Below are 16,078 nucleotides of genomic sequence, written 5' to 3' on the forward strand. Positions count from 1 at the left end.
TAGACCCACTAGACCTTTAAATCGCCGCCGCGTCTACAAACCAAGTCATTCTCGCTGAACCAAGCATCTCGAGGTTACTTGGGTATCGTGTAATTGTTTTCGTTATGAGAAAAGGGAAACTGGCGGCGCTCTAGGAACTGGTGTTTCAAATCGCACACTTAGAGCCAAATAAGCGTAGCTGTCAGAAGTCACCAAGCTCTGTCTTGAAAGTATCGGTGTCGTTGGAAGTGTATCGTGATGAAAAGTCGAGAAGTGGCTAAACGGACAAGACTTGCCTTTGTGGCTGACCGAATTGTCGCCCTCTTCTATTTGGACCAACTCAAATCCGTTAAGCGTACATAGCGTCGCCCACACACCCATGCTGTTACCATGAGCATTGATAACAGGCATCAGCGTCACTAGCACCCAACTGAGAGCACTAGCAAATAACATCGAGCGGTAAAAAGGAATTAATCTACGCATAACGGTGACTTAACAAATTTCACACAGCGTAACCAATTCTGAGTGGTAGCTCAAAAACAGGATCAATAAGTGGTTGCTACCTCACAAGTTTTCTTGAATGCATCGATTGACAGGCGCAAAAAAGCCCGCCGAAATGGCAGGCTGATAATGTGTTCATTCATTACTTAGAGATAACGCGTAATCCACTGCCACGAGCAAATGCTCCGCTCAGTAGATAATTAGCCAAACAACTTGCTCCAAATGCTTGGATTGCGCTTGTCGTGGTACTCTTCACGAAGACTATCGATTTCACGCAGTTGAGCTTTTGCTTCTTGTAGCTTGCCCGCATCAAGATCCGCTTCAATCTTATCTAGCGTTACCGTCAGCTTGTTAAAGCCTTCTAAGTAAGTATCAAACTTCTCTGGTGGGTAATTACCACGCTTAGATTGTTCAACAATCGCTTGCAAGCTATCAATCGCAGATTTCATGGTTTCGACATCAGATGCTTCTGCCGCCTGTTTGAATTCCATCTTCATCTGTTTCATGTTTTGTTTTAAATCAACCGCTTCTGCCATTGCGTATGTTGAGCCAAACGCAATCGCACACCCTAGGACTAAAGGACGTAACATTTTTCACTTCTCCATTTATAGTGCCGAATTCTGTGTCGGCTTTATTCACCCAAATAACCTACGCCATAAAAGGCGAAAAACTAGCTTAGTTGAGTATTTCCGGGTCGCAGTGTAAAGCAATCTGGCGTCGGGTGCATACCTTAAATGTAATCAAGTTTATGCGTTGAGAATGCTGTCATATTCTGCAATTGGTTTACGGCCTCTCAAAGCTAAGAAAGACAAAAACTGCTGAGCGGTGTGAGTAATCACTTTCTTGCTATCAATACCCACTTTGTCCATTAACTCTCCAACCAAATCCAGATTACCAACATCGTGACAGAAGTGCGCGTCACTGCCCGTGGTGAAGAAAACACCGAGATCTTTCCCGATTTGTGCAATCTCGTGGCAACGGTCTACGCTGCCTACTCGGCTGTTGCCTTTCAGCGTGGTGTTATTAATTTCAATCGCGACATTGTGCTCTTTCGCGCACGCTAAAACGGTCTGAAAATCAAAGTCGAAATTTGGATTACCAAGATGACCGAGCGCATCAATACGACCACTCTGAATGACATTAACAAGTGCTTCCGTGTGAGTTTGCTTGTTTGCTGGACGAAAAACGGGTTCATGAAAACTCGCGATCACCCAATCTAAGTTGCGGTCCACACTCAGTGGAATATCAATGTCGCCTTCGGTATTCATAATGTTAGATTCAACGCCGCGAATAATCGCAACGCCTTCAAGAAAACGAGGCAGAATTTTCTGGTTCGAGAAGAACCAGTAATGAGGCGCACCCGGCATTGATTCTGCGTGATCGGTCGTGCAGAACATATCCAGCCCGTTCTCTTTTGCCAACTTTGCATTTTCAATCAAGGTACTGTACGCGTGACCACTGGCGTACGTATGTGTATGGGTATCAACTTTAAATTCCATCATCCACTCTCTTAGGTGCGCTATCTTGCGTGCTATTGTATACCTTCAGGTAACGCATCGTCAGCCTAAGATAAGCAAGAACCCTAAGCTTGCTCTTCACTAATGGCTTTTATCAAGGGTAAAGCTTTTTCCCATCCGTGATTAAACATGGAAACAAAGTCATTGTGAGTATGAATGGTAACATTGAGTAGTAAACGATCGTTGTTGGTATCGATCTGGTAGATCTCTCGCGATCCGATCCACCTAGATGCTAGGTCAGCATCGAGTTGTTGACGATTATCCGGATTAAAAATGGCAACATGATGAAATTCAAGTTTTTGAAGCGGTAGCACCGTATCTATGATCGCCCTTGTCCCGCCCATATCTGGATCAAAAAAAGTGATGCCACCTCCTTCTTCCCAAGCTCCTTCAAATTGAGACTGCGGTGAAAAGGCTTGCGCCCAACGTTTATGCAACTCAACATCGGTTAGCACTTCCCACACTCGTTGCGGTGTCGCCGAAATTTCGACGTAATAATTTAGCGTAAGCATGATTTCTCTCCTTGAACCTTTCTTGACGCTAGCCCATACTCAGGAAAAATCAAACCACACGACCAATTTATCTACCTGCCCCCTTCATTTTCCGACAGACTAAGAAGTTCTCGCTTGTAAACCGCCACTGCGATGCGCCGTAAAGCGAACCCAACATGTGTTCAGTATGATTGCGAGCACTATTAAACTCATCCCAACAATTTGACTTTGACTCATTCGGTCTTCAAAAAACAGGCTCTGCCAAACCGCAGTGAACAATAAGTTAGTAAAAATGAGTGGTGCAAGTTGAGAGCCACTGCTTGCCAGTTTATATGCTTTGGAGCGAAAAACTTGGGTGTTAATGATCATCAGAGACATCATACCGATCCACAGCATATTTGAAGAAATCTCAGGCGCCATAACACTCATATTAAGTAACACGTCGAAGTCGTTAAACAAAGTTAGCGGCAACAGAAATACGGCAGCAAAACCAAACGCCCAAAAGTTGATTTCTAGCGGCGACATATTTGTTTTACTCACTTTATATAACGTAAGCTGAGAACCAGAATTGAAGAGTCCACCAGCCAAGCCGAGCAATAAATCCGCTCGCCATGTGATCTCACTTCCACCGCCCGCCAACATAACCACACCAGTGAACGCCATTGCTAAAGCCGCCAATGTTGAAACACGAATGCGCCCCCTCATGAACAGCTTTTCAACCAAGGGAATAAATAATGGGCCAGTAGCAAACAACACAACCCCTTCAACGAGCGTTAACGTTTGTAATGACGCGATAAAGCAAAGTTGTGACAAACCGATACAAAGAGCACGCAATAAAATAGGCTTTAGCGTGCCCGCTTTAGGAAAGGTAAGGTTTTTCACACGAAGTAAGATAAGTAAGATAAGCGCAGGCACCAAAAAACGTAAGAAGCTAAATAGTGTGACGGAAAGTTCGCCTGACAACTGCTTTGCTAACAGTCCAGTAACAGATAAGCTTAACGTAGACATCAACATGAAAAGGATAGATTTATTTACAGCATTCATTCAATACTCCTTAATATATGGAGCATTTTAAAAGACATCACTTATCGTAAATAGCGAATAATATTAACCATTGATGTAAGAAAAACTTACAGTTTAACTTATCTATCACCAGCTACGGTTTTTAAATTATGCGGAAACTAGTCCCCTTAAAGTCCATCTACGCATTTGTTGCAGTAGCTGAGTCTGGCAGCATGACAGAAGCAGCACAGATATTAAGTGTGAGCCACTCAGCCGTAAGTCAGGCAATTAAATCGCTGGAGAGTCAAGTCAACAAGCCTCTGTTTGATCGCATAGGCAGACAAGTTCAACTCAATGCGGACGGTAAAAAGTATTACAGAAAGGTGGCACCCGCTTTAGAGCAAATTGTCGATGCAACGGAAGCACTCATCCAAGATCAGAATTTGCAACGTGTTACGCTCAATATGGTGAATTCATTGGCTCTTCACTGGTGGATTCCTCGAATGTCAGATTTACAAGGGTTTGCTCCTCAATTAGACGTTCGTTTATCAAACCTGTCTGGCAGATTCAATTTAGAACAAGAAGGTATCGACGCGGCTTTGGTGCATGGAAATCCCGAAGAATGGCAGGATTACTACTGCGAAAAGCTCAGTGAAGATGAACTGGTTTTGGTGTGCAGTCCTGAATTGATAGCGAAGACAAAGGACTCAAACATCACTCAACTCTTAAAGCAGTATCCCATCATTGAAGTTACTAACGAACGAAGAAAAAATGACTGGAACGTGTGGCTGGACGCGACGGGTATCCAGCGACCTAAAAATAAAAAACCAATCACTTTTAACATGTCGATACAAGCCGTCCAGGCCACAACTCGTCGTTTGGGGTTATTGGTCACTCATCGCTTGTTTGTGAAGGATGACATCAAATATGGTCAGCTAATCGAGCTGGGTGAACCCGTCATTAATCCTCATCAACAGCTTTACTTTGTATGCCCGCCACACAAGCTAAAGCTTGAATCGTTTCATCTGTTGCGATCTTGGCTACAACAATCATTCAACTATTAGAAACTTTTGTTAAGCACATTCACTGAAAAACTAGTATAAAGTTAGAAGAGCACTTTTCATCCAAGGATGGTTTATGAAGCAGTATCAAATATGGCTAAGCGCACTCTGTTTTGCAGTATCTTTGAGTACGACCGCTGAAGTAGAAAATGATAACCGCCTTTCAGAACAAGGGATCTCCACGGCAATTATTGGGGGTCAGCAGGCTACCCAAAACCAACTTCCTTTTTTTGCACGTCTTATTCTACATAAAACTGGCGCGAATCAGTTTGCCAATATTTGTGGGGGAACCATTGTAAACGACCGCTTCATTTTAACTGCGGCCCACTGCGTAGAACCAAGCGTTTTTACTGACGGCTGGACAATCAACGACCTACGAGTGTTAGTCAAAAACCCTACGATGAATGACGTGTTTGTTGAAGAATTCAAAGATGTTCGCTCTATCACGATTCATCCTGATTATGTGCCTAGCGATTTATGGATTAATGACATCGCTGTCCTTGAATTGACTAGACCTATCACCGATAACGTCCAATCCATCACTTTACCGCAAGACTTTGGAGACTACAGCAGCAAGTCAGTTTATCAGATATTCGGTTTAGGTCAGACCTCAACCAATGATGAAAGCCCCCCTAACTATTTACGCTGGGCAGAAGTAAAACCCCTTACCGACACCCAATGCGTTTCGTTGGTAACAGGGTTTAACGCTCAGGAAAGTTTATGTGCGAATGGATTTCCTGAACGAAGCTACACTGGCATCTGTCGTGGTGACTCAGGCGGTCCTCTCACCTATCAAGACAATAATGGCATGTATCAGCAAATTGGCATTGTGAGCTACGGTTCTTCAGTTTGCGAATCCGCTGCGATTCCAAGTGTGTTTACCGAGATTTTGAACTATGCAACATGGATTGAGACCCAAACCAGCTCAGGTGTAAAAACCAGTTATAACGCCCTCTTAGCAAGTTCGGAAGATTATCATAGCGAAGGGGACTCTGGCTTTGAGCCTGTCGATACCAACACATCTGGCTTTGGTAACAACGGCAGCAGTGGCGGCGGTGCTCTCGGATCAGGGTTGATCATGCTTGGAGGCTGGTTTGGTTGGCTAAGACACCGCAGAAATTATTCGCGCTCCTAGTAGCGTCAACAAGACATCATAATATCTTGCGCTTAACGCGAGAGTTAATGATGTCTTCAATCATCTTTTGCTCTTTTTTCGCTTTTTCATAGTTCTGCTTAGTACGCCAACGTTCAAGCACTTTTTCTAACCCTTGAACGCGTGCGTGCTTGTGTTCTAGCGTTTTCTGTACAGATGCACATTCCGCTTGCATAACGGCTTGCTCTTGCTCGTGGTGACGAAGCATTCTTTGTAGCATTTGGTCAACACGATTAAAGTTCATCAAAGCCGCGCTCGTCAGCGTCGGGCCGGTTCGGGTTGATTGTCCAGCGTGGCCTTTCAACGCCGACAACTGTTCCAATTGCATTGAAAGATGGGAGTGACGCTGACGCATGGCATCAAGTTGTTGACCCACACGGTCACGCTGTTTTTCTTCCATTTGCTGTAACTTGCCTACGGCTTTTAACTTGGATTTCATTTCAGCCTTGTCACTCCCATTTGATTAAGCACTTTGAAAAAGCTGCGCGAGCTCGGTCAAACTGGTTGGGTAATCTACAGACTCGTTGGCAGCTTGTTGTAGATATGCACGCAAATTTGGATACATAGCAACAGATTGATCTAACTCAGGATCTTGTCCTGGTTGATAACCCCCTAATGGCAGTAACTCTTTAACCTGAAGGTAGTTGGAGTACATTTGACGGAAGTTATTCGCAATCGTGCTGTGTGCGTCCTGCGTACAAGTATTCATACAACGGCTAATAGACGCGTTGATATCTATCGCGGGATAATGCCCTTGCTCAGCCAGTTGACGCGATAAAACGACATGCCCATCTAAGATGGCGCGCGCGGAATCCACGACAGGATCTTGTTGGTCGTCCCCTTCTGCCAATACGGTATAAATTGCCGTTAAGCTACCATGTTGATTTTCACTGTTACCCGCTCGCTCTAGGAGTTGAGGTAATACGCTGAAGACTGAGGGCGGATAACCACGAGAAGCTGGAGGCTCACCGAGCGAAAGAGCGATTTCGCGCTGTGCCATGGCGTATCGGGTTAGAGAGTCCATCAGAAGTAGAACGTCTTTGCCTTGGTCTCGGAAATACTCTGAAACGCGATGACAAAGTAGTGTCGCTCTTAACCTCATTAGCGGGGATTCATCAGCAGGAGCCGCGATAATGATCGCTTTCTTGCGCGCTTCTGGGGTTAAGTTTCTCTCGATGAACTCACGTACTTCTCTGCCTCGCTCACCAATAAGCCCGACCACAATTACATCGGCCTCCGTGTTTTTGGTGATCATCCCCATTAACACACTTTTACCGACGCCACTGCCAGCCATCAAACCAATACGTTGGCCTTTGCCTACCGTCAATAGTCCATTAATCGCTCGCACGCCTACGTTGAGTGGTGTATCAACTGGGCGTCGCTTCAGTGGGTTAATCGGTTTTGGTTCAAGTGAAACTCGATCTCCCCCCTTAAGCGGAGCCCCATCATCTAACGGCTCACCTAAACCATTCAGTACGCGTCCTAACCACTGAGAGCTTAGCTGCACGGTACTGTCACCATCAAGAGGGATGACTTTTGCACCTGCAAACAGACCGCCTAAACGGCGGATAGGCATGAGGTAAGCAATAGTGTGTTCAAAGCCCACAACTTGCGCTTCGATCATATCGCCTTCCGCGGTTTCTACGAGACAACGCTGCTCAAGCTTAAACCGACACCCTACGGCTTGTAACATTAAGCCGTTTACTTTTATCAATCGCCCTGTTACGCGAGCAACAGGGATTGAATCGAGCGAAGCCAAGGCTTCGCTCAAACGCTCACTTAATAGTTCATGGCTTAGGGTATTACTCATGCTCAGACTCTACCTGTGGAATACTGACTTCATCCAAAAGGTGTTGCTTTACATTGTCCATACAGGCTTCCAAACGAGAGTCGCAGCTCGCATCCGCTTCTGCGTCATCAGTCACTAACTGACAGCCACCAATAGGAAGCTCCGTATTAGGGACCAGTTTCCAAGATTGCGGCAAATCAGCATTGATGTGAGTAATGCGCTCTAAATCTTGCGGATTTAAATGCACAGTTACTGTTTCCGCTTTACCAGGCATGGCAGACAATGTCTCGTCCACCAAAGCTAGGATCTGCTGAGGCATTAAAGTGAGCTCAGCACGAATCACTTGCTGAGCAACCTTTTGTACCAGTTCACAAATCATATGGCGTTGTTGCTGTTCTTTTTCATCTTGCCAACGAGAAAGGGCGTGAAAAAGTTCATTGACAGGCTTCGCCGCCTCCAAAAAGCCTTGCTTTCCAGACTGCTCACCGGAAACAAAGCCTTTTTGGAAACCTTCTTTTTGACCTTCCAACAGACCTTGTTGCTTGCCCTGTTCGATACCTTGGCGTAAACCTTCCTCATGTCCTTGTTGCAAACCTTGTTGAAAACCTTCTTCAAGTTGCTGTTGGATATCTATTTGAGGTTCTTGCCAGCCTTGGTTATCTAGCCCGAATTCGTCTTCGATAGTCTTAGGTTGCGCTAAAGGCGGAAAACGGTGTAAACGATACCCGCTCGGAGGCAATCGCATAGTACTTGATTTTGTCTCTAGCATGACCTTACTCCACCGTTGGCTCTTCATAGAGAAGCAGCTGAACTTCACCAGATTCATCCAGCTCACGTACCATTTGCATGATGTCTTGACGTGCTTTTTGAACTCGACTTAACGCAACAGCGCCGCGTGCGTCCATGTCATCTTCTAGCGCTTTCACCATACGTTGCGGCATTGAACGCTTAATAGCTTGTTGTAAGGTAATATCGGAACCTTTTAGCGCAACTGCCCACAACTCTAGCGGGATTTGCTGCACCAACATGTCCATAGTTTCTTCGCGTTGTCGGCCAAGAACCATAAAGTCGAACATGTTTTCTTCGATTGCATTAACAACATCTTCATCATGCAACTTCAGCATTTCCATCAATGAACCACGGTCACCTTCAAAGCGGTTAATGATATCTGCTGCTTGCTTAACACCTGATAACGGCGTGCTTTGACTTGCGGATACTTTTTCGATGCAACGCTCAACGAGTTCATGCAAATCAACGGCAACTTGATGATCGATATCTTGCAATTGAGCAATACGGAACAATATTTCGTCATGGTAATCTTGTGGCAAGTGCTTCAATACCGCTGAAGAGCTGTCCGCTGGCAAATACGCTAGAAAAATTGCTTGCATTTGTGGGTGCTCATTCACAATGAAACGAGCGAGAGTTTCTGCTTCCACCCACTGTAAGCGCTGCATATTGTTGCGAATTTCATCGCCATATAAGGTATTTAATAACCCTTTTGCCAAATCGTTACCCAACGCTTTGCGCAATGTATTAGATAGGTATTCCTTAGAGGCTCCTCGAATACCGCTGTGCTCACGGAAATCTTCAAAGAAAGTTTGAATAACACCACGAGCAGAATCGCTCTTAATGCCATTTAACTTCGCCATTGCACGAGTCACACGCTGGGTTTCATCACGGCTAAAGTGTTGCAAAACCTTCGCTGCGGCATCCTCGCCCATGCCTAATAGCACGAGCGCGGTTTGTTCAACATAACTAAGCGTCTGCTTTGATAGAACTGTGTTCATTGATGTTTACCCATTGTTTCAGTATTTCGGCTACGCGCTCTGGCTCTTCATTAGCAATAAGCTGTAGGTGTTTCAATTGAATTTCTAATGGCGAACCTGCTGGTGGTAGCATGTCGCTGTTTACATCTAAACCTGAAGAGGCTGAGATGCCTTTTTCAGATAGGCGGCGATCAAGTACTTCTTCATGCTCGCGTTCTTCACGCGTTTGCAAGTTTTCGTAGTCAGGTTCTTCCTGAGGCTCAGCAAAATTTAGCTCAGGCACAGGTTTATCAACGCCAGTCAGGTGCATGATTAATGGACGCAGTACGAAGAAGATCATCGCCAAGCCTAACAAGCCACCAATAACGTAGCGTATTGGCTGCTGTACTGTAGGGTCTTGCCACCACGGCAGTGCAGGAGGAGCATCAATTTCGATTGGGGTGAAGTTGAAACTCATTAAACTTAAGCTGTCACCTCGTGTGGCAGAGATACCAACAGCATCCATGATCATGTTTGAGATTTGCTCTTTATCGGCTTCACTCCACGCAACACCATCTGGCGAAGCTTTGGAGTTCAACAGAACCGAGACACTAAGCTTTTCTATTTGGCCTTGTTGGTATTGAGTACGACGAACACTACTACCTACAGCATATTGACGATTCACTTCAGATCGCGCATTCGTGTTTTGGCTGTCGTTCGTTTCCACTTCACCAGATCCTGTCACTGGCGGTTGGTTACTTAGAGAACCTGGAACACCCAACGCAATTTGATCAACCGAGTTGTTATGAATGGTGTGCTCATTACGCACAACCGGCGCGTTATCCAAAATTTCTTGTGTTTCTTCAACTTGGCTAAAGTCCAGATCGGCAGCGACTTGTACGCGGAAGTTACTCGGCCCCACAATCGGCGTAAGCATGTCTGCTGCGCGTTGGATGATCTGTTTTTCAACACTCTTCTGGTATTCAAGATATTTCGCGTTTACTTTACCGGCTTCCGCAGAAGCGACATCCGCACTAAGAAGACGGCCGTACTGGTCAATGACAGAAACAAATTCTGGCTTCATTGCCGTGACACTGCCAACCACTAGGTTAATGATCGCTTCAACTTGTTCAGGCTTTAAGTCTTCACCAGGTTTGAGCTCAAGCATGACAGATGCTGATGGATTCTCACTGTTTTGGCGGACGAATAGAGTTTGACGAGGTATTGCTAAATGAACACGCGCGTTCGCTACTGAGTTCAAAGACATGATAGTACGTACTAACTCACCTTCTAAACCATGACGATAACGCGCCGTTTCCATAAATTGGCTCGTACCAAGAGAGCTATCTTCCTTGAGCGAATCCAAACCTGTCGGCAGCTTAGCTTTAACACCTTTTGATGCAAGCAACATGCGTACCTTCGCAACCTCACCTTCTGGTACAAGAACTTGTCCATTTTGCTCTTGCATGCGGTAGCTTACGCCTTCGCTTTCTAATACCGACACAATTTCGCCGATATCAAAACGCTCTTGCTGGCTATAGAGCGGACGAAAGCTCTGCGAGGAACTCCATAGTGCAACCACAATAATCGCTGCAACAATCGCAGCTAACACCGCAGATAGCACTAAGTTTCTCTGACTGCTAGACCAGATTTGCTTCAGCTTCGTTGTCACATCGTCCATGCCGTTGGCAGTAGAAAATGTCTGTGCTGTGCCGGTAGCCATAGCTGTGTTTCCGGCGACTTGGGGGGTTAGTTCTGACATGAATTACACCGGCATCTTCATAATATCTTCAAATGAGGTCACGACTTTGTTGCGCACTTGCATCAAAGCATTAAAGGACAAGCTGGCTTTTTGGCTCGCGACCATTGCACCAACTAGGTCATCACTTTTTCCTGTTTCTACGGCCGTCATTTTTTGACTAGCCACTGATTGATGTTGATTCACTGTATCCAACACATTTGTCATCGCTTGTGAGAACGATAAAGGTGCGTTTAGTGATTGTTGATCTAAAGGATTTGCACTCACGATAAACTCTGGCGGCTGCACTTGTGCCTGCATCGCCTGCATTTTTGACAACATAAGTTGCTCTGCCGAGACCGCATGAGTAGGTTGACTTGCCATCTATTTTTTCTCCTATTAGGCAGCCGAGCCTAGTGCCGACTGTAAATCAATACCATGTTCTCGCATTGCTGCGAGCTTGTAGCGTAGCGCTCGAGTAGAGACTCCAAGCGCGTTTGCGGTTTTCGTTCGGTTTCCACCAAACTGACGTAACTTTTCCAAAATAAACTGATATTCAGCTTGCTTCTTCGCTTCTACATGACCAAAACTTGAAGTTGGCTCTGCTGTAGGAACTGACGCGACAAGCTCAATAGGCAGCATCAGGTCATGGGCTGTAATGTAATCACCATGACGCATGACCAAAGCGCGTTGAATGACATTTTCCAACTCACGAATATTGCCCGGCCAGTGATACTGACTCAGCGCACTAATCGCATCTTGGGATAGGTGACAGCGGCTACTATCTTGATACTTTTCAATAAAGAATTGGCTAATCGGTAGAATGTCCTCTTTTCTTTCACGCAAAGGCGGCCAGTGCAGAGGCAGCACATCTAATCGATAATAAAGATCTTCACGGAACGTGCCTTTTTGAACTTCCTCACGTAAGTCTTTGTTGGTTGCCGCAATAACACGAATATCGAGCTGAACGGCTTTATGGCTACCAACACGTTCTACTTCACGCTCTTGAAGGACGCGTAACAATTTCGCTTGAACCGCAGGTGACATTTCACCAATCTCGTCAAGCAGAATCGTCCCGCCATTTGCTTCTTCAAACTTACCGCTTTGAGAATTTGTCGCTCCGGTGAACGCGCCTTTTACATGACCGAATAGCACAGCCTCTAACATTGACTCTGGAATGGCGGCACAGTTAACCGCCACAAATGGACCATTGATACGCGGAGAGTGCTCATGCACATATCGCGCCAGCACTTCTTTACCCGTTCCCGATTCACCTGTAATAAGCACACTCGCGTTAGTACATGCTGCACGATGCGCCAATTGTAGAACTTGTTTGCTTCTCCAAGACTCTGCAACAATGTTGGCCATTGGCTTACCTAACGCTTCAACACGTTTAAGCAGATTAACCAACTGATTAGATTCAAATGGGCGTAATAGATAATCAGTAGCGCCCGCTTTCATCGTCTCAGCAGCCAAGATGCCTTGTTCTTGGTCGACAATCGCAATAACAACACCCGAATTTCGCTGCTTTTGGTGACACGCGACAAACTCACGAACACACATATCCGGCAGCGTAGAGCTCACTAAAGTGATTTCTGCTCGCTCTTCAAGCAAAGCGCCTCGACCAGTACGAGTGTGTTTCGCGGTGTAACCTGCATTTTGCAACACATCCAATACTGGTTGAGCAAGAGCTTCATTTGGCTCAACCAACAAAATTTTCGTTTTCGTCATCATTGAACCTTAACTTTCGTTTGTTGATTTTGTGATTGTAGATCTGGGTGGTGTTTCGTAGCCGTATACTCGTTGTCCCTCACTAAACGCAGGGTGACACGTCGGTTTTTTGCTTGGCCATTAACCGAGTTATTGCTGGCAATTGGGTAACGTGAACCATGAGCTCGTGTTTCGATCATCGACTCGTCGACCCCAAGCTCAATCAAAGCATTGGTGACTTGCTCTGCTCGAGTACGTGACACAGAAAGGTTCGTTAAACTTGAACCAACGTTATCGGTGTGACCGTCGATGAGGATTTTGGTCACTCGATCATCCACAGATACATAGCTATACAGCGCTTCTAGTGTTGCTTTCTGTCCACGACTTAACGTCTTCTGACCAAACTCAAATGAGAGCGCCATATCCCTTGCCTCTGAAAAAGACAATTTAGGCAATCGCGCGCGACACGCATTAAATGATTTCAATGCGTTTTGAATTTGAAGAGTAGGAATCACAATCTCTGAAACAGAGGAAGCATTACTTCCTTTAAGTGACAGCGTCACCCAACTACCCGAAGCAATTGAATCCATGAATTCTTCAGCGCCTTTATTAAAGATGAAACGCTGAGACGGCTTAGTAAATTCAAGGGAACCAAATTCTTTTCTATAAAGCTCATCACCCCAAGGAGCATTTTGAGTTGTTAAAGCAATCGTTTTCCATTTATTGTTTTCATATTCTATGTCGGAAATAAAATAGAATTTATTATTAGGTTCCGCTAGGAAATAAAACTTCCCATAGTCTTTATTTGATTGCAACAAGTTGCATTTGAATTTATTTCCCTCATATGTCCATTTAGAGAGGTCCATAGGGATTGTTAAGACTTCTTCTGAATATGACACTTTTGAAAAAATAAAACTGATAACAATAATTGTGTTACAAATTATCAAACGGACATGATTCATGTATATCTTACATTCCCATGACTTAAACCGTTTAATTAAATATGCCACCAAGCCGAGAGAACTGGCATAGCTAATCATTTTAATTACCTATTCTGAATATTAAAATTGGTTACAAAACGCTCAAGAGAGCACGCTTAGCCTCCAACGGAAGCTTTAAGCATAAAAAACAGTATTTTATAATTTATTTATTTGAAGTTGTTGTTACGCCATAAAGGCAATTTAAAAAATCTATAACAACTAAAACGCTCAACATTGTTATTTTATTTATTAAGCGATTTATAAAGAAAACTAACTCTTTTTAAATTTCATTAAAAGATTATGACTATATGAACAAAGCAACATGTGAACTAAAGTCACAATCTTAGAGTTTGGAGCTAAAAGATCATTAAAATTTCTGTGTAGACTACACGCCATTAAGTTAAAACACTTTCGATTGTTAACGCACGGTAAAATATAAATGGAAAATAGAGTTAGCGAGCCTATTTCTGATAGTCAACTACTTGATGTAGAATTATTAGGCAAACCTATTCATATCATTCGTGAGAAGCTCGATAATTTAATTTCAGAATCTTGCTCAAACCTTACGACTGAATTACAAAATTGGCTCAGCACAGGAAAAGTGGAAGCTAGCTTAACCTCAGTAGACTTGCACCGCTTTACATCGGTTGAGATGGACAAAGAGCAAACGTCGACCTATCAACATCAGGAAGGCGGCATGGTATTCATCCATGGTAACCCTCACACGCTAATAAAGTTGGCTGATAGATTTTATGGTGCAAGTGCAGAGCGTTCAGCCGCTACTCTGACGGCCAGTGACTTACGTTTACAAGAGCGCATCAGTCGAATCATCATCGGTTGGCTTGCTCCTGGTGAAATGTGGGACACGGGTGAGTATGAGACCCCTAGAGGAATTGGCATTAACGTTCAATTAAACATTGCGTTCGACGATCATCAAGGCTCAATTCATCTCAAGCTAGATGGTCATCTTATTCAAACGCTAATCGAGCAGCTTGAACTGCAGCCTGATACCGATTTGTTTCAACCTTTCTGTCGTTCTTTAGAGACGACCCCCGTTCGACTGAACGTTGTTCTAAGTAAAAAGAAGATGCCTTTAAGTGATGTGGTTGGCTTACAACCCAACGATATTTTACCTATTGAGCTTCTTAACACGGTTCCAGTAAGCATTGGCAACCAATCTCTATTTACAGGTCGTATTGCCGAGCAAGACGGCCAACTTGTTTTGATCTTTAACCCTGATAAGGAACCGCAGCGATGAGCGAAGCGCTAGAAACTAATGCATTCGACGCAGAAGAACTGAACTTTGATGATTTTCAATTAGAAGACTTTGAAGCCGAAGATACGCTCCAACAAGAACCAGCCACTGCGGAACGTGACCTTAGCTTTTTCAAAAGCATTCCTGTCACAGTCACGCTGGAAGTTGCGAGTAAGGAGATCCCACTTGGGGACTTAATGAAAGCGGGTGAAGGCACGGTTATCGAGTTGGAAAAGCTCAACGGCGAGCCTTTAGACGTGAAAGTAAACGGTTCTCTTATGGGCCACGCTGAAGTTGTCGTTGTCAATGATAAGTATGGACTTCGTCTGATCGATGTACATGACTCTGCATTGAGTGGCGTTGGTCAATAATCTTAGGTAGGCATCACAATGAAAAATCTGAGCGCTTGGCACCGTTGGTTACCTCTTTTGGTATTGGTGTCACTTTTGTTTGCTTTCCCAACAATGGCGGCTGACAACGGCTTAACTATCTTGTCCGTTTCTGATGGCGACACACAACAAGAATACAGCGTTAAACTGCAAATTCTGTTGTTGATGACGGCGCTCAGTTTTCTTCCAGCATTTATTTTGATGGCGACGAGCTTTACTCGAATTGTCGTTGTCCTTGCGATTTTGCGCCAAGCTCTTGGTCTTCAACAAAGCCCACCTAATAGAGTGTTGGTCGGGATCGCTCTCGCATTGACGTTGCTGATTATGCGCCCTGTCTGGAGCGATATTTATGAAAATGCATTTCAGCCATACGACAACGGCGAAATCACGCTAATACAGGCTTTTTCTGTTGCAGAGAAACCAGTGAGAGAGTTCATGCTGGCACAGACGCACCAAAGCTCTCTTGAACAAATGTTACGTATTGCCAATGAGCCTCTCGACCAAAACGTTGAGGATATTTCATTTGCCGTTGTCTTGCCTGCATTTGTCATTAGTGAACTAAAAACCGCCTTCCAAATTGGTTTTATGCTTTTCATCCCGTTTTTGGTCATCGACTTGGTTGTCGCCAGTGTCCTGATGGCAATGGGTATGATGATGCTATCACCTTTAATTGTCTCACTTCCCTTTAAGTTGGTGGTATTTGTACTCGTGGATGGTTGGGCAATGACAGTTGGCACCTTATCTGCCAGCTTCGGTTAACTAGGAGCA

At 44.6% G+C, this 16,078-nt stretch carries 18 protein-coding genes; 5 read left to right on the forward strand and 13 right to left on the reverse strand.

Features of this window, described 5'->3' with window-relative positions:
* Positions 1-102: 102 nt before the first annotated feature.
* From R7E29_RS11605 to R7E29_RS11625, 5 genes are all read right to left on the reverse strand, one after another.
* A complete protein-coding gene (locus R7E29_RS11605) occupies positions 103-462 on the reverse strand; it encodes a hypothetical protein (protein WP_081008342.1) in 360 nt (119 codons plus the stop codon).
* Positions 463-680: 218 nt separating this feature from the next.
* Entirely contained in the window at positions 681-1,070 is a 390-nt protein-coding gene (locus tag R7E29_RS11610; RefSeq protein WP_021035869.1) for a cytochrome b562, read from the reverse strand.
* A gap of 156 nt (positions 1,071-1,226) precedes the next feature.
* Positions 1,227-1,979: a phosphatase gene (locus R7E29_RS11615; protein WP_005375066.1), complete on the reverse strand. Its 753-nt coding sequence runs from the start codon at positions 1,977-1,979 to the stop codon at positions 1,227-1,229.
* Positions 1,980-2,062: 83 nt separating this feature from the next.
* Complete coding sequence (locus R7E29_RS11620; RefSeq protein WP_054576602.1) at positions 2,063-2,509, reverse strand: SRPBCC family protein; 447 nt, start codon at positions 2,507-2,509, stop codon at positions 2,063-2,065.
* Between the two features lie 99 nt (positions 2,510-2,608).
* Positions 2,609-3,532 (reverse strand): DMT family transporter, encoded by a 924-nt coding sequence (locus tag R7E29_RS11625; protein ID WP_017634718.1) that lies wholly within the window; start codon positions 3,530-3,532, stop codon positions 2,609-2,611.
* Between the two features lie 128 nt (positions 3,533-3,660).
* On the opposite strand from R7E29_RS11625, the gene R7E29_RS11630 reads away from it, so the two are divergent.
* Both R7E29_RS11630 and R7E29_RS11635 read left to right on the forward strand, forming a co-directional pair.
* A complete protein-coding gene (locus tag R7E29_RS11630) occupies positions 3,661-4,554 on the forward strand; it encodes a LysR substrate-binding domain-containing protein (protein WP_033906699.1) in 894 nt (297 codons plus the stop codon).
* Between the two features lie 73 nt (positions 4,555-4,627).
* On the forward strand, positions 4,628-5,686 hold the full coding sequence (locus tag R7E29_RS11635; protein WP_017634716.1) for a S1 family peptidase: 1,059 nt from the start codon (positions 4,628-4,630) through the stop codon (positions 5,684-5,686).
* A gap of 16 nt (positions 5,687-5,702) precedes the next feature.
* Here R7E29_RS11635 and fliJ read toward each other — a convergent pair whose 3' ends face one another.
* Genes fliJ through R7E29_RS11675 form a run of 8 tightly spaced genes read right to left on the reverse strand, consistent with a single transcriptional unit; the run spans position 5,703 to position 13,726 of the window.
* Positions 5,703-6,143: a flagellar export protein FliJ gene (gene fliJ / locus R7E29_RS11640; protein WP_005384016.1), complete on the reverse strand. Its 441-nt coding sequence runs from the start codon at positions 6,141-6,143 to the stop codon at positions 5,703-5,705.
* A 24-nt stretch (positions 6,144-6,167) separates the two neighbouring features.
* Positions 6,168-7,514, reverse strand: coding sequence for a flagellar protein export ATPase FliI (gene fliI / locus R7E29_RS11645; protein WP_005375057.1), 1,347 nt, complete (start codon positions 7,512-7,514; stop codon positions 6,168-6,170).
* A complete protein-coding gene (gene fliH / locus R7E29_RS11650) occupies positions 7,507-8,262 on the reverse strand; it encodes a flagellar assembly protein FliH (RefSeq protein WP_005375050.1) in 756 nt (251 codons plus the stop codon). Before fliH ends, fliI begins: the two co-directional genes overlap by 8 nt.
* 4 nt (positions 8,263-8,266) lie before the next feature.
* Positions 8,267-9,280, reverse strand: a complete 1,014-nt coding sequence (locus tag R7E29_RS11655; RefSeq protein WP_005375048.1) for a flagellar motor switch protein FliG — start codon at positions 9,278-9,280, stop codon at positions 8,267-8,269.
* Positions 9,249-11,000: a flagellar basal-body MS-ring/collar protein FliF gene (gene fliF / locus R7E29_RS11660; protein ID WP_005384024.1), complete on the reverse strand. Its 1,752-nt coding sequence runs from the start codon at positions 10,998-11,000 to the stop codon at positions 9,249-9,251. Before fliF ends, R7E29_RS11655 begins: the two co-directional genes overlap by 32 nt.
* Positions 11,001-11,003: 3 nt before the next feature.
* Positions 11,004-11,360, reverse strand: a complete 357-nt coding sequence (gene fliE / locus R7E29_RS11665) for a flagellar hook-basal body complex protein FliE (RefSeq protein ID WP_005375045.1) — start codon at positions 11,358-11,360, stop codon at positions 11,004-11,006.
* A gap of 15 nt (positions 11,361-11,375) precedes the next feature.
* Positions 11,376-12,707 carry a sigma-54 interaction domain-containing protein gene (locus tag R7E29_RS11670; RefSeq protein WP_031778880.1) on the reverse strand — a complete coding sequence of 444 codons (1,332 nt, stop codon included), beginning with the start codon at positions 12,705-12,707 and terminating at the stop codon, positions 11,376-11,378.
* A complete protein-coding gene (locus tag R7E29_RS11675) occupies positions 12,707-13,726 on the reverse strand; it encodes an OmpA family protein (RefSeq protein ID WP_021707593.1) in 1,020 nt (339 codons plus the stop codon). The genes R7E29_RS11670 and R7E29_RS11675 overlap by 1 nt, the downstream gene beginning before the upstream one ends.
* A gap of 379 nt (positions 13,727-14,105) precedes the next feature.
* Here R7E29_RS11675 and R7E29_RS11680 point away from each other — a divergent pair, with 379 nt between their 5' ends.
* Genes R7E29_RS11680 through fliP form a run of 3 tightly spaced genes read left to right on the forward strand, consistent with a single transcriptional unit; the run spans position 14,106 to position 16,069 of the window.
* Positions 14,106-14,924, forward strand: a complete 819-nt coding sequence (locus tag R7E29_RS11680; protein ID WP_005375039.1) for a FliM/FliN family flagellar motor switch protein — start codon at positions 14,106-14,108, stop codon at positions 14,922-14,924.
* Positions 14,921-15,292: a flagellar motor switch protein FliN gene (gene fliN, locus R7E29_RS11685; RefSeq protein WP_005375038.1), complete on the forward strand. Its 372-nt coding sequence runs from the start codon at positions 14,921-14,923 to the stop codon at positions 15,290-15,292. The genes R7E29_RS11680 and fliN overlap by 4 nt, the downstream gene beginning before the upstream one ends.
* Before the next feature lie 18 nt (positions 15,293-15,310).
* A complete protein-coding gene (gene fliP, locus R7E29_RS11690) occupies positions 15,311-16,069 on the forward strand; it encodes a flagellar type III secretion system pore protein FliP (protein ID WP_005375037.1) in 759 nt (252 codons plus the stop codon).
* Positions 16,070-16,078 lie beyond the last annotated feature (9 nt).

This window comes from Vibrio sp. Vb1729, assembly GCF_033338655.1.
GTDB classification, from domain to species: domain Bacteria; phylum Pseudomonadota; class Gammaproteobacteria; order Enterobacterales; family Vibrionaceae; genus Vibrio; species Vibrio alginolyticus.

Bases quoted from the DNA above. Each gene is read 5' to 3' on its own strand.
- R7E29_RS11605 (WP_081008342.1), bottom strand. From the start codon at position 462: ATGCGTAGATTAATTCCTTTTTACCGCTCGATGTTATTTGCTAGTGCT.
- R7E29_RS11610 (WP_021035869.1), bottom strand. From the start codon at position 1,070: ATGTTACGTCCTTTAGTCCTAGGGTGTGCGATTGCGTTTGGCTCAACA.
- R7E29_RS11615 (WP_005375066.1), bottom strand. From the start codon at position 1,979: ATGGAATTTAAAGTTGATACCCATACACATACGTACGCCAGTGGTCAC.
- R7E29_RS11620 (WP_054576602.1), bottom strand. From the start codon at position 2,509: ATGCTTACGCTAAATTATTACGTCGAAATTTCGGCGACACCGCAACGA.
- R7E29_RS11625 (WP_017634718.1), bottom strand. From the start codon at position 3,532: ATGAATGCTGTAAATAAATCTATCCTTTTCATGTTGATGTCTACGTTA.
- R7E29_RS11630 (WP_033906699.1), top strand. From the start codon at position 3,661: ATGCGGAAACTAGTCCCCTTAAAGTCCATCTACGCATTTGTTGCAGTA.
- R7E29_RS11635 (WP_017634716.1), top strand. From the start codon at position 4,628: ATGAAGCAGTATCAAATATGGCTAAGCGCACTCTGTTTTGCAGTATCT.
- fliJ (WP_005384016.1), bottom strand. From the start codon at position 6,143: ATGAAATCCAAGTTAAAAGCCGTAGGCAAGTTACAGCAAATGGAAGAA.
- fliI (WP_005375057.1), bottom strand. From the start codon at position 7,514: ATGAGTAATACCCTAAGCCATGAACTATTAAGTGAGCGTTTGAGCGAA.
- fliH (WP_005375050.1), bottom strand. From the start codon at position 8,262: ATGCTAGAGACAAAATCAAGTACTATGCGATTGCCTCCGAGCGGGTAT.
- R7E29_RS11655 (WP_005375048.1), bottom strand. From the start codon at position 9,280: ATGAACACAGTTCTATCAAAGCAGACGCTTAGTTATGTTGAACAAACC.
- fliF (WP_005384024.1), bottom strand. From the start codon at position 11,000: ATGTCAGAACTAACCCCCCAAGTCGCCGGAAACACAGCTATGGCTACC.
- fliE (WP_005375045.1), bottom strand. From the start codon at position 11,360: ATGGCAAGTCAACCTACTCATGCGGTCTCGGCAGAGCAACTTATGTTG.
- R7E29_RS11670 (WP_031778880.1), bottom strand. From the start codon at position 12,707: ATGACGAAAACGAAAATTTTGTTGGTTGAGCCAAATGAAGCTCTTGCT.
- R7E29_RS11675 (WP_021707593.1), bottom strand. From the start codon at position 13,726: ATGATTAGCTATGCCAGTTCTCTCGGCTTGGTGGCATATTTAATTAAA.
- R7E29_RS11680 (WP_005375039.1), top strand. From the start codon at position 14,106: ATGGAAAATAGAGTTAGCGAGCCTATTTCTGATAGTCAACTACTTGAT.
- fliN (WP_005375038.1), top strand. From the start codon at position 14,921: ATGAGCGAAGCGCTAGAAACTAATGCATTCGACGCAGAAGAACTGAAC.
- fliP (WP_005375037.1), top strand. From the start codon at position 15,311: ATGAAAAATCTGAGCGCTTGGCACCGTTGGTTACCTCTTTTGGTATTG.